The 12,013-nt window shown below is 47.2% G+C and carries 11 protein-coding genes and 1 other RNA gene; 4 read left to right on the top strand and 8 right to left on the bottom strand.

The annotated features are described in order from the left end of the window. The first annotated feature begins 120 nt into the window (after positions 1–120). Positions 121–216 (top strand): smalltalk protein, encoded by a 96-nt coding sequence (locus F7D47_RS03055; RefSeq protein WP_153072405.1) that lies wholly within the window; start codon positions 121–123, stop codon positions 214–216. Positions 217–526: 310 nt separating this feature from the next. Here F7D47_RS03055 and F7D47_RS03050 read toward each other — a convergent pair whose 3' ends face one another. The 3 genes from F7D47_RS03050 to rnpB form a co-directional block, all read right to left on the bottom strand. After that, on the bottom strand, positions 527–934 hold the full coding sequence (locus F7D47_RS03050; protein WP_117692348.1) for a YkvA family protein: 408 nt from the start codon (positions 932–934) through the stop codon (positions 527–529). Positions 935–973: 39 nt separating this feature from the next. Then, complete coding sequence (locus F7D47_RS03045; RefSeq protein ID WP_022122018.1) at positions 974–1,411, bottom strand: hypothetical protein; 438 nt, start codon at positions 1,409–1,411, stop codon at positions 974–976. A gap of 85 nt (positions 1,412–1,496) precedes the next feature. After that, positions 1,497–1,927, bottom strand: an RNA gene (gene rnpB, locus F7D47_RS03040) — RNase P RNA component class A. A 427-nt stretch (positions 1,928–2,354) separates the two neighbouring features. On the opposite strand from rnpB, the gene F7D47_RS03035 reads away from it, so the two are divergent. From F7D47_RS03035 to F7D47_RS14690, 3 genes are all read left to right on the top strand, one after another. After that, positions 2,355–3,824, top strand: coding sequence for a Do family serine endopeptidase (locus F7D47_RS03035; protein WP_153081168.1), 1,470 nt, complete (start codon positions 2,355–2,357; stop codon positions 3,822–3,824). Positions 3,825–4,008: 184 nt separating this feature from the next. Next, the gene (locus tag F7D47_RS03030; protein WP_022122021.1) at positions 4,009–4,872 is read left to right on the top strand and encodes a sigma-70 family RNA polymerase sigma factor; all 864 of its coding nucleotides are present in this window, start codon (positions 4,009–4,011) and stop codon (positions 4,870–4,872) included. A 61-nt stretch (positions 4,873–4,933) separates the two neighbouring features. Next, the gene (locus F7D47_RS14690) at positions 4,934–5,467 is read left to right on the top strand and encodes a hypothetical protein (protein ID WP_194252634.1); all 534 of its coding nucleotides are present in this window, start codon (positions 4,934–4,936) and stop codon (positions 5,465–5,467) included. A gap of 108 nt (positions 5,468–5,575) precedes the next feature. Here the strand turns inward: F7D47_RS14690 and F7D47_RS03020 are convergent, their stop codons facing one another. The 5 genes from F7D47_RS03020 to F7D47_RS03000 form a co-directional block, all read right to left on the bottom strand. Then, the gene (locus tag F7D47_RS03020; protein ID WP_153086290.1) at positions 5,576–7,765 is read right to left on the bottom strand and encodes a S9 family peptidase; all 2,190 of its coding nucleotides are present in this window, start codon (positions 7,763–7,765) and stop codon (positions 5,576–5,578) included. A 3-nt stretch (positions 7,766–7,768) separates the two neighbouring features. Then, a complete protein-coding gene (locus tag F7D47_RS03015) occupies positions 7,769–8,548 on the bottom strand; it encodes a gliding motility protein GldB (protein ID WP_228113421.1) in 780 nt (259 codons plus the stop codon). Between the two features lie 260 nt (positions 8,549–8,808). Then, on the bottom strand, positions 8,809–10,056 hold the full coding sequence (locus tag F7D47_RS03010; protein ID WP_153086291.1) for a DUF4861 domain-containing protein: 1,248 nt from the start codon (positions 10,054–10,056) through the stop codon (positions 8,809–8,811). A gap of 33 nt (positions 10,057–10,089) precedes the next feature. Then, on the bottom strand, positions 10,090–11,106 hold the full coding sequence (locus F7D47_RS03005; RefSeq protein WP_153086292.1) for a glycosyltransferase family 2 protein: 1,017 nt from the start codon (positions 11,104–11,106) through the stop codon (positions 10,090–10,092). A 2-nt stretch (positions 11,107–11,108) separates the two neighbouring features. Beyond that, complete coding sequence (locus F7D47_RS03000) at positions 11,109–11,993, bottom strand: TIGR01212 family radical SAM protein (protein ID WP_022122033.1); 885 nt, start codon at positions 11,991–11,993, stop codon at positions 11,109–11,111. Positions 11,994–12,013 lie beyond the last annotated feature (20 nt).

Raw genomic sequence — 12,013 nt, 5'->3', positions numbered from 1 at the left:
ATAGCCCAAGGATAGACTGGCTAGGGTGCTAGCCCCTAGCCCAGCCTATCCGCCCCCAAAAAATTCAACATTCAACACTCAACATTCAACATTCAAAAAACCATTCAACATTCAAAAAAAATGAAAGCGAACACTTGGAAAACAATTCTGCAGATAGCCATCAGCATACTGACCGCTATCGCTACTACGCTCGGAGTAACGAGCTGCATGGGATAAAAACAAAAGAATGTGTCATAAGTCTAAATAATGGTAGCCGAAGACGGGCTGAAAGCCCAAAAGCTCCTAGCCCAGGGCAGCGCCCTGGGTTTTTAAATAGATACAACAAAGTCGCCCTGTAAGGGCAAAAGCCTTCAATTTCAAAGCTTTTGCCCTTACAGGGCGACTTGTTTGCGTCCGTATTTACCCAGGGTGCTACCCTGGGCTAGGAGCTTCTGCCCCTTCAGGGCGAGAGGGGGTAGCCGGTCATTTCCGGTCATGGTCATTTCCGGTCATTTTCATTTTCTTATGCCTTGCCCCTAGAGAAAAATCAGACCGGTGTATCGGTGGCTGAATCCTTGAAGAGATCATCGGCTGATGGAATCTCATCTTCATCAAACCACTTCTTCAACTTGTCCTGAGCCTTTGACTTTACATCTTCTGAAACCTCACCCCAAACTTTCTTGAGCACAAACAGCAATACGGCCAGGTCATCGCCCAAACCGGCAATAGGTATGGCGTCTGGAATCACATCGAGCGGACTGATGAGATAACCCAAGGCTCCTACAATCAGAGCCTTGTCCTTCAGCGAAACCTTGTCACTCTCTAACGTATAATAGAGAATGAGCGCTGTATAAACCATCTTGGCACCGGCACGTTTGGCAACATGCGAAATCTTCTCGACAAATGCACGCTGGGTGAACTTGTCCTTATAGTCCATAAAGTCTGGTAATGTCATACTACTTATAGTTTATAGTTTATTATTTATAGTTTACAGTTACGACCGCTTCTCGTAGAAGAGGACTGCCTTGATGAAGGTCTCCATCTTAGGCTCCTTATGATGGTTCACGCGATAGGCGATGATCATCTGGAGAAGTGCCTTGACAAAACACGCCAGCAGCAGACCGATGATGACGGCTATGACCGTGGCGAGCATCTTGCCGTTGTCGTAGACGGGTGACTGATCCGGGAAACAGGACAGCACCAGTACGGGGAGGACGGTGATGAAACCGCCGATGGTGAGCTGGCTGCGCTTGGAACCGCCCATGTCGAGTATCGACTGCTTATCAAAAAGATAATCATCCAGCTCCATGCGGGTAATGCCGTAGTTCTCAAACTTTGGGAAATCGGGTTCATTGCCATATTTCGCTATCTTGCCCGTAACCTTATGTTCGAAATCATCTAATATCTGCTTTTCCGGTTCTCTGAGTTTCATAATCTTGCTAGTTTTTAAAATCGTTTAAAAATGAATGCATCTTATACCTTATTATATATAAAGGCTGCGATGCTGAAAAAAAAAGAAAAGCAGTGCCCCTGTAAGCCGAGTTCTGTGTTTCTATATCAGATATGCTGTTATGCTGTGTTCATACCAGATATAAGAACGTCTGTCATTTATCTAGTCCCAAAGTCACCCTTGGGCTCAAGCACTCTACCCTCCACAGCAGCCCTAAGGCAATCGGACGAGCCGCCCTCAATCTGCGGTATACATGAGCTTACAGCTCCCAGATGGCACAGCCTGACGATCACCCGCCAGCTGGTGGTCTCTTACACCACCTTCTCACCCTTACTCTCACCACCCCAGACTGGACAAACGGGATAAGTGAAAGCGGTTATTTTCTTCTACCGACACCTACTGTCACCAATAGCTTCTAGTTTCGGAAGTGGGATGCTCTATGCTGCCCGGACTTTCCTCTCGCACCTGAAAGATGCCAGCGACAGACCGGAGCACTGCTTTCGACATGCAAAAGTACAAAAAACTTTTGATACTATCGCACGATTCCTCACTTTTTTATGCATCATTAGTTATTCGCAAGGCTATTTTCACTCTTTTCCCCCGGTTAAACCGAGTTTCCAAGCCGCTACCTTTTAACAGATATTCAATGATTAATAAAAGATAGTTTCGTATACAAAACTAAGATTTTCATGCTTACATTCAAATATTTGTGAATTTAGGGCATTTCTTGTTTAATAGCCGTTAAAGTGTTAATTTGAAATGTTAAAACGGAATAAATTTATGCTGAGAATGAAGCGTATCTCAAAAAATGACCCTATATTTGCAACCGGAAAACAGAGCGGTGCATGACAAGCTGACTTTTGGCATGATATTAGCTGCTGCAGTTCCAAGGAAAAGAAAAGTAAACAATAAAAAAATAAGAAACATGAAAAAATTAAGTAATTATGTTGTGGCTGTGCTCTGCGTTGGTTCGCTCGCATTTTCAGCCGGTGCTTTCATGAAAGTAAATGCTTCACCTGCAGTTACCGCTGCGCCAGCAGGTCAGCCTGTAGACTTAACCTATGCTGCCGAGAAGGCGCTGCCTGCTGTAGTACATATCAAATACGTACAGAACTCGAAGGTGAAGACGGTAGATGTGCAGGACGACCCATTCGGAGGATTCTTCGACCCGTTCGGCTTCTTCGGCAACCCGGGACAGGGCAACGGAGGCACACGCAAGCAGAAAGTGCAGACTCCGAAGAGAGAGGCTACCGGTTCGGGCGTCATCATCAGTCAGGACGGTTACATCGTTACCAACAACCACGTGGTAGAAGGTGCTGACGAGCTGACCGTAACACTGAACGACAACCGCGAATTCTCGGCTCGCATCATCGGAACCGACAAGACTACCGACCTCGCCCTCATCAAGGTAGACGGCAAGAACCTGCCTACCCTGCCTATCGCCGACAGCGACAAGGTGAAGGTGGGTGAATGGGTCATCGCAGTGGGCAACCCATTCGGACTGAACAATACGGTTACAGCCGGCATTATCTCAGCCAAGGCACGTTCGCTCGGTGCCAACGGTGTAGAGAGCTTCATACAGACCGATGCTGCCATCAACGCAGGTAACTCGGGCGGTGCACTCGTCAACACCCAGGGCGAACTGGTAGGCATCAACGCCATGCTCTATTCACAGACCGGTTCTTACTCCGGCTACGGTTTCGCCATCCCTACCTCTATCATGAACAAGGTGGTAGACGACCTGAAGAAATACGGCAGCGTACAGCGCGTGATGCTGAGCATACAGGGAAGCGATGTGCTGAACTATATCAACGCACAGAAGGAGAACGGCAAGGAAGTGAACCTGGGAACCAACGAGGGTGTTTACATTGCCAAGGTTGATGAAGACGGCAACGGTGCCGAGGCAGGACTGAAGGAAGGTGACGTGATTACCAAGGTTGACGGCAAGAAGGTGACCAAGATGGCTGAGCTGCAGGAAATTCTGAACGGCAAGCGCCCTGGCGACAAGATGAGCATCACTTACCTGCGCAACAAGAAGGCAAGCACCAAGACCATCACGCTGAAGAATGCCCAGGGTAATACTTCGGTTATCAAGAGTGCCGACCTCGACGTGCTCGGTGGCAGCTTCCGCCCTATTACTGAGAGCCAGAAGAATCAGCTCAACATCAAGTATGGTGTAGAGGTAATGAAGGTGAACAGCGGCGCCCTGAAGGATGGTGGCATTTCACGCGGTTTCATCATCCAGCGCATCAACGACAACAACATCAATACGATTGATGACCTGCAGAAGGCTGTAAAGAGTGCTTCTACCAGCAAGGACCCAGTGCTCTACATCCAGGGTATATGGCCAACAGGCAAGAAGGCTTACTTCGCTGTTCCACTGCAGAAAGACTAAGAGTAAGCGTTTGAAGAGAAACGTCTCATGATTGAGTAGTGAAAAGGCATTTTTGCTGCCAAAAAACTCAAGAAACAGACAAAAAACAATAAAATAGTAGGTATTTCTAAAAAATATCTACTATTTTTTTTGGTATTTAAACAAAAAAGTGTATTTTTGCAACTACTTAAAATTTGATGCCAGCATGAGACAATTAAAAATTACTCAGTCAATTACGAATCGCGCAAGCGCATCGTTGGAAAAATATCTTCAAGATATTGCTCATGAGGAGCTGCTCTCTACAGATGAAGAGGTGGAGCTCGCTCAGCGTATAAGAAAAGGTGACCGTAGGGCATTGGAGAGATTAACAAAAGCCAATCTCCGTTTCGTGGTGTCTGTTGCCAAACAGTACCAGAACCAAGGGCTCAGCTTGTCTGATCTTATCAACGAAGGAAATGTGGGGCTTATCAAAGCCGCACAGAAGTTTGATGAAACCCGAGGCTTTAAGTTTATCTCTTACGCCGTATGGTGGATTCGCCAGAGCATTCTGCAGGCCATAGCCGAGCAGAGCAGACTTGTGCGCCTTCCGCTCAACCAGGTGGGAAGCGTTAACAAGATTAACAGAGAGATGAGTAAGTTCGAACAGGAATTTGAACGCAAACCGAGTGTAGATGAAATAGCTGACCGCATAGACTTGCCGGAAGACAAGATAGAGGACGCCATGAAGGCTACATCGACAAGTCGCCACTTGAGCGTGGATGCGCCTTTTTCTGATGATGAAGATGGCAGCATGCTCGACCTGATGGCCAATTCGGATGATCCGACCGACAATGAACTGCTGGCAGAGTCGCTGAGAGCAGAAATTGAAAGACTGCTCGGCACGCTGCCGGACAAAGACCAGAAAATCATTGCTGCCTTCTATGGCATAGGAACACCTGAACTGACGCTCGAAGAAATCGGAACCAAGTATCATCTCACCAGGGAAAGAGTACGTCAGATCAAGGAAAAAACGATCAGGCGACTCCGGAACAAAACGACAGATAAACTGCTGAAGTCCTATCTGGGATAAGGAAAGATCCTGCATGACTGATGGGGCAGACAGCACAAAACAATATAAGACAGAAAAAGAAATGAAAATTACAAAAATTGCATTAGCATCTATTGCATTAGCATGTTTCAGCTCGCTCTCTGCATCAGCCAAGAACGAAGTTAAGACTGCATACATCTTTGGATTTGCCTCGTCGTTTAATGACTCTACAGTCTATTTCACAGACGTTCAGAAGGTTGATTCTGCCTATTTCACCCGCAAGAACAAGTTTCTGGTTAGCCGCGAGAACTATTCATACCAGTTGCGCGACTATCTGGAGCAGCAAGGTGCCGGCAACCGCACGTGTATCGTGATGTTTGACTTCAACCAGAAGAAGGCTGAAAAGAAATGGAACAAGCTCTATGCAAGATACATTCAGAAGCCAAAGGCTAAGAAGGCAAAGAACGGACAGCAGATGAACGATGCGCCTAGCCCTTATCAGGTGAAGACCATCAACTCTACAGATTTTCATTTTTCATCTGTTCAGCCAAACGATGAAGAGGTTGAAGAGGTAAAAGTGAAGAAGGCTAAAAAAGCCAAGAAAGAAAAGCGCAGAAAAGGCGCTAAAACTGAATAAGAATTTCAAATAGACCCTTACTCCGCAAAGTAAAAAGGAAAACATTAAATGAAGAAGCCATTCCCTTTCAGCCGGGAATGGCTTCACTTTTTTATATCATATCATTTTCTACTTCAAATTCTGCTTGAACCAGTTTGCTATCTGGCGAAGCAGATGGTTGCGGGTATTGCCACCCGAAATGCCATGATTACGGTTTGTGTACCACAGGGTCTTGAAGTCCTTGTCTGCCTGAACCAATGCCTCAGCATATTCGAAGGTATTCTGCGGATGCACATTGTCATCTGCCAATCCGTGACAGATAAGCAACGCACCATGCTGCTGCTTTACACGCTCGATAGGGTTCACCTTGTAACCCTCTTCGTTCTCCTTAGGAGTGCGCATGTAGCGCTCAGTATAAACCGAATCATAGAAGCGGTAGCAGGTAGGAGGAGCCACAGCCACACCTGCCTTGAACACAGGACGGCCCTCGCTCATACTCATCAGCGTATTGAAACCACCATAGCTCCAGCCCCAAATGCCAATATTATCCTTGTCTACATAAGGCAGAGAACCCATGTAGAGAGCAGTCTCAACCTGATCTTTCGACTCTAAATCGCCCAGACGGAGATAGGTAGACTTCTCAAACTCAGCTCCTCTACCGCCTGTTCCACGACCATCTACGCAGGCAATGATGAATCCTTCCTGTGCAAGATAATAATCGAAAGCACCGCCATTGCCCATACTGCCCGTGCTCCATGAATCGAGCACCTGCTGGTTGCCCGGACCGGAATACTGGAAGAGGATGACAGGATACTTCTTGCTGGCGTCGAAATCTACAGGCTTCACCATCCAGCCGTCCAGTTTCACACCTTCGGAAGTGGTGAAAGAGAAAGTCTCGCGCTTGCCCCAATTATACTTCCGGGTCTTTTCGAGCAGCTGCTTGTTGTCTTCCAATGTCTTGATAAGCTTGCCCTTGTTGCTGCGTACGGTGAAGACATAAGGATGGCTGTAGCTGCTCCAGGTATTGACGAAATAGCGGTAATCGCCCGAGAAGTAAGCCGAGTTGGAACCAGCCGCATCGGTAAGGCGCTCCACCTTTCCGTTCTTATGAGCCACGTAAACCTGGCGGTCGTGCGCATTGAGCTTGGCAGCCTGGAAATAAACATCGCCCGTCTTCTCATCCATTCCGTAGATAGAGGTAACATCATAGTTGCCCTTCTCTACCTGGCGCAGGAGCTTGCCGTTCATATCATAGAGATAGAGATGCATGAAGCCGTCGCGGTCGCTAGGCAGCAGGATGTTCTTCTTGCCCACGATGCTGTTTTCAATCACCTCTTCCTTTACAAACTTAGGCACACTCTCCTTGATGAGCATCCTGCTCTTGCCGGTGAAAGGATTGACTGCATAGAGGCGCATGTCGTCCTGATGGCGGTTCATCGTATAGACAATCAGACTGTTGGCATCTGGCGATGTCTTGACGCGTGGATAATAGCCGTCGGAATCTACAGGCACATCGAGCGCCACGGTCTTGCCGTTCTTCATATCATAGCTCCAGAGGCTCACCTTAGAGTTATCCTGTCCTGCCTTAGGATATTTATAGGAATACTCTCCCGGATAGTCGTGATACTCGCTATGGGTAGGATGAGAACCTTCGAACATCTGCAGAGAATAAGTCTTTACGTGCGATTCGTCGAAGCGTATCCATCCGATGGCAGTTCCATCCGCATTCCATGCAAAGGCGCGGTTGAAGCTGAACTCCTCTTCGTAAACCCAATCAGGAATACCATTGATTACCTCATTGAACTTACCGTCGCGGGTAATCTGGGTTTCCTTGTCTCCATCGGTAACAAAGAGATTGTTATCCTTTACGAAGGCGATGTGGCGTGAATCAGGCGACCAGGTAGCCACCTGCTGGTTAACGCCCTGAGAGAGTTTCTTCAAACTCTTCTTGGCAATATCATATACGAAATATTCAGCCTTGAAGGAGCGGCGGTAAATAGCCTCGCAATGGGTCATGATAAGCAATTTCTTACCATCAGGACTGATTACATAACCTTCAATCTGTTCGAAAGGAGCCTTGACTGCGTTCACATCGAAGAGGATGCTCATCTGCTTGCCCGTCTTGAACGAATAACTGATAACCTGCTTGCCATCATTGCTGATAGAAGCGTACAAATCGGTGCCATCAATAGGGTTAATACCGGTAACATAAGAGGCAGCAAACTCGCCGGAGGTAATAGCCTTCAGGTCGAGTTTATCTGCAGCTTGCATTGCTGAAACCATCATGACAGTTGCAATAAAAACTGGAAATCTTTTCATGTGTTAATCTTTATGTAATGCCTCAATAGGCGAATAATCTTCGTCCTTGAGCAGTTGTTCTACTGTTACTTTAGGGTTGCGCTTTACATAAGCGCAGATTGTCTTCACATACTTGGTCTTGAAAATCTCCTTGCCCATCGCCTTGTTGACAGCCCACATAATCTTGCCCATGTGCAGATCGCGGTCGAGCTGCGGACGGGTGTCGAACTGATCCATCGGATAGATGCTCAGCAGATAGAAGGTAAGGCAATCTGGCACAATATACTGGCGCGACATGGTGCTGCGCTGCTGTGGCGTATAGAATTTCTTGTAGAGCGGATAGTTTTCGCCCATGTATTTATCGAGCGAAATTCCTACTGAGTGCTGTCCTACTACGATGCTCTGGTCGAGAGCGCCAATCTGGGCATAGAAACAAGGCTGCTGGAGCTCCGGAATCCAACTGTTCAGACGTGAGAAGGCAGATTTCAGCTGCTCGTTGATGTCTTCCATATTGGCAAATTCTGCCTCAGCATCGGCAATAAGTGACTGCAGGGTAGAATCCTGATAGAACATGAGGAAACGGTTGCTGATATTGGCGTCGGTAATGGTGCCAAGCTGGAGCATTTTCTCTATCAGCGTACGGGTTTCTATCGGGTAATCGGTGTTCATCTGCTGCAGGGCTGAGAAATCACCGGTAGTAAGATATCTGCTTTCCAATCGGTCGTAACGCTGTACTGACAGGGGCACAGCCTCTCCTTCCTCGTTCGGCTTGAACTTAAACTCGCAGGCCGAACTGAGAAGCACGATTGCTAATATGACTATATAATTAAAAAACCTTTTCACGATAATTTACAAATCTTCGAGTTACGTCTGCAAAAATACTAAAAATTATTTAAATTACCAAGCTTTTTTGCTAAAAAATCATACGTATTCGCAAAAAAAATGGGTTTTTCTCTTAAATTTGTTTGCAAAATAGCCAGCAATGAGCAAAACGTAAGGCATTTTTGCTCATTACTGGCTATCTGCGCAGTTTTTTCTGCTTATCGGATGATAAAAGAAACTGCTTATCGGATGATGACAGAAACTGAAACCTTGACCGGCTCTTCTATCTGCTTCTTCCAGGCTTTCAACCACTCATACCACTCCTTCTCGCCCTTGAAACCATAGGTTTCGTTGGCACTGGTATAAGCAAGTTTATAACTGAGTTGGCTGCCTGTAGGTTTCACCACCTGAGTATAGCAATCCTTATTGGCTGGCTGCTGACTTACCAGGGCTGCCTGTGGCACATAAATGCCCAAGCCCACGGTTTCCAGCTTGTGCTTTCCATCGTCCTTGCCTGTTGGCCAGTCGCTGCCGTAACAGCCTCGCAAGCCCTTGCCATCAGCAAATTCGCTGGAACCCTTTACGTTGATGAGTCCGGTAGCAAACTGATAATCAGAAACATCCTTGTTGAAGAACACATCTACATCGAAATCGCGATGACCGGCATAGATGGTGTAACGGATGGTGGCATTGACTGGTTGCAAGCCCGGAGCCGGAACCCAACCCTTATCCACTACCTCGACGATGGCACGGAGCGGACCTTCTGAAATAACGCGCTGCTCCTGGTATTTCACGTTGTTGAACAGCACCTGGTCTTTACCGTCCCAGCCACGGAGCGCACCCAGCCCGTAGGTATTGCCTACCCAGAGGCAATCATCGCCCGAACCAGCCTGAATCTGCTCTTCTGAAGGATAGAACTGCGTATCCTGAACCACCAGCCCCTTGTTGATTTTGCCATAAAGGTCGATGGTCTGACGATGGTCGAAATAAACACGCATGGCAATCAGTTCACTTTCGAAGCAGATGCCATGAGAATGGACGTAGTGATAAGGGTCCTTGGTCTTCTTATCAAACGAGATGCTGCGCAGATAAATATCCTGCCTGTTCTTAGCCAGCTTCCTGTTTCTGCTTGGCAGACAGAGTTCGGCAAAGGTACGAGCCGGATACTGTGCCTGCTCACCCTCACGATAGAGATGTACCTGATAGGTCTTGGTTTCTTTCTTGCCCAAATCGGCAAGGAAACAGAGTTCATCGTTGGTACAATCGCGGTTGGTGTCGTCGAGCTGGGAAGGAATCTCCTTGCCGTCAACGGTTACTACAGCGCGCTGAATATCGCCAATAGCGCCCAACTTGCTGAGATCTACCACCACCGGAGCATCGGTTCTTGCCACCTTGGAAGGATTGGAAACCGACACCTGGAAATTAGCCTGCGCCTGGGCTGACAGAACCATCAGCGAAACCAGCGCCATCATCATTTGTTTTTTCATCATAGATTTTTATTTTTAAGTTTGTTTATGAATAGTCTACAACTGCGAGAAGAGTTTTTTACCCTTGGCGTAATATTGCCAGATGATAGAGAGATTATAAACCTGCGGAATCTCCTCCTTCACCCTACTCGCCTGTATCTTTCTGCGATCTTCGTCAAACTCATGTTTCCATGCCTTGAAAGCCCTGCGCGCCTTGAAGATGGCCTTGAAGTCACCCCAGTTGCGATTCAGAACCAATGTCTCGAAAGCAGCAAGGTAATCCAGAAATCTGCGCATACGCATTACATGAGACAACTCCGTATCACTCAGATTCTTATAAAGCATGGTTAAATTATTTCTGAAATTCAGATAAGTCTTCATCGGATTGCTTTTCGGCAGGGTTCCACCACCCACATGATAAACCTCACTCTCAGGAATGCAGTAGATTTTTCTGTCCATCAGACGCAAGCGCCAGCAAAGATCTATCTCTTCATTATGAGCAAAGAAACGGCCGTCTAAACCTCCGGCAGTCCAATAATCCTTTGAGCGGATCATCATACAGGCACCCGTAGCCCACAAGATTTCCTGCTGGTAATCATACTGCCCGTTATCGCGCTCTACCGTATCAAAGATGCGGCCGCGACAGAACGGATAGCCGTATTTGTCGAGGAATCCGCCGCAAGCACCAGCATACTCAAAACTGTCCTTATCGTATTCCGCAAGCAGTTTAGGCTGGCAGGCTGCCACCTGCTGATGCGAATCCATAAACTCGATGAGCGGTGTAAGCCAATGATGCGAAACCTCCACATCGCTATTCAGGAGCACATAATACGTTGCATCAATCTGCTTCAAGGCACGGTTATAGCCTTCAGCAAAGCCGAAATTCTGCTCCAGCACGATGGTCTTCACCTGAGGAAACTGAGTCTCCAGAAGGTGCATCGAACCATCAGAAGAAGAATTGTCTGCCACCCAGATTTCAGCATCCTGACGGGAATATTCGATGACATTCGGAAGATACTCTGCCAGCATCTTCTGTCCATTCCAGTTTAATATAACGATTGCTACTTTTGCCATATTTATTGTAAACTCTTTAATCTGTTATTCAGGAGATTGGTAAACTCATAGTTCTTGAGTCCCCATTTGGGAGCAATCAGCAGTTCTTTGGGCGACTGACTGACGAAGCGCTCCAGCACCAAATCCTTTCTGAGCAGACGGATGTATTTCACGATGACATCAATATATTCCTCTACCGTGTAAACATGGAAGGGGTGCTCAGCATATTCCTGTGCCAGTCGGGTGCCCCTGATAATCTGCATCTGATGAATCTTGAGAATATCAAGCGGCAAGGAAGAGATGAGAGGAGCCTGGCGCAGACTTTCTTCCGCATCTTCTCCCGGCAAACCGATGATGATGTGGCCACCCGTAAGGATTCCCCTGGCATGAGTACGCTCCACAGCACTACGGCAACAGGCAAAATCATGTCCGCGGTTGATGCGTTTCAAGGTTTCATCATTGGCACTCTCAATGCCATATTCCACCAGCACGAAGGTTCGGCGGTTCAGTTCTTCCAGATAATCGAGCAATTCATCGCTCACACAATCCGGACGGGTTCCGATAACGATTCCCACCACATCTTCCACCTCAAGAGCCTCTTCATACATCTGCCTCAGTTGCTCCACCCTGGCGTATGTATTGGTATAAGCCTGGAAATAAGCCAGATATTTCATATCAGGATACTTCCTGCTGAAGAAAGCCTTTCCCTCCTCCAGCTGTTCAGTAATCGACTTTTTCCGGTCGCAATAGCTGGGATTGAAGGTGCGGTTGTCGCAATACGTACATCCGCCACTCGAAATCCTCCCATCTCTGTTAGGACAGGAGAATCCCGCGTCTATCGAAATCTTCTGAACACGGAAATCAGGAAACTGCTTCCGGATCCATGTTCCAAAATCGTTGTAATACATTGGACTTTGAACTTTATGAT

Source organism: Segatella copri (assembly GCF_009494835.1).
GTDB lineage: Bacteria > Bacteroidota > Bacteroidia > Bacteroidales > Bacteroidaceae > Prevotella > Prevotella copri_F.
The sequence above is the reverse complement of the archived record's forward strand: the minus strand, read 5'-3'. Positions and strand labels throughout refer to the sequence as shown.

Excerpts from the sequence above, each read along its gene's own strand:
- F7D47_RS03055 (WP_153072405.1), top strand. The coding sequence starts at position 121 with ATGAAAGCGAACACTTGGAAAACAATTCTGCAGATAGCCATCAGCATA.
- F7D47_RS03050 (WP_117692348.1), bottom strand. The coding sequence starts at position 934 with ATGACATTACCAGACTTTATGGACTATAAGGACAAGTTCACCCAGCGT.
- F7D47_RS03045 (WP_022122018.1), bottom strand. The coding sequence starts at position 1,411 with ATGAAACTCAGAGAACCGGAAAAGCAGATATTAGATGATTTCGAACAT.
- F7D47_RS03035 (WP_153081168.1), top strand. The coding sequence starts at position 2,355 with ATGAAAAAATTAAGTAATTATGTTGTGGCTGTGCTCTGCGTTGGTTCG.
- F7D47_RS03030 (WP_022122021.1), top strand. The coding sequence starts at position 4,009 with ATGAGACAATTAAAAATTACTCAGTCAATTACGAATCGCGCAAGCGCA.
- F7D47_RS14690 (WP_194252634.1), top strand. The coding sequence starts at position 4,934 with ATGAAAATTACAAAAATTGCATTAGCATCTATTGCATTAGCATGTTTC.
- F7D47_RS03020 (WP_153086290.1), bottom strand. The coding sequence starts at position 7,765 with ATGAAAAGATTTCCAGTTTTTATTGCAACTGTCATGATGGTTTCAGCA.
- F7D47_RS03010 (WP_153086291.1), bottom strand. The coding sequence starts at position 10,056 with ATGATGAAAAAACAAATGATGATGGCGCTGGTTTCGCTGATGGTTCTG.
- F7D47_RS03005 (WP_153086292.1), bottom strand. The coding sequence starts at position 11,106 with ATGGCAAAAGTAGCAATCGTTATATTAAACTGGAATGGACAGAAGATG.
- F7D47_RS03000 (WP_022122033.1), bottom strand. The coding sequence starts at position 11,993 with ATGTATTACAACGATTTTGGAACATGGATCCGGAAGCAGTTTCCTGAT.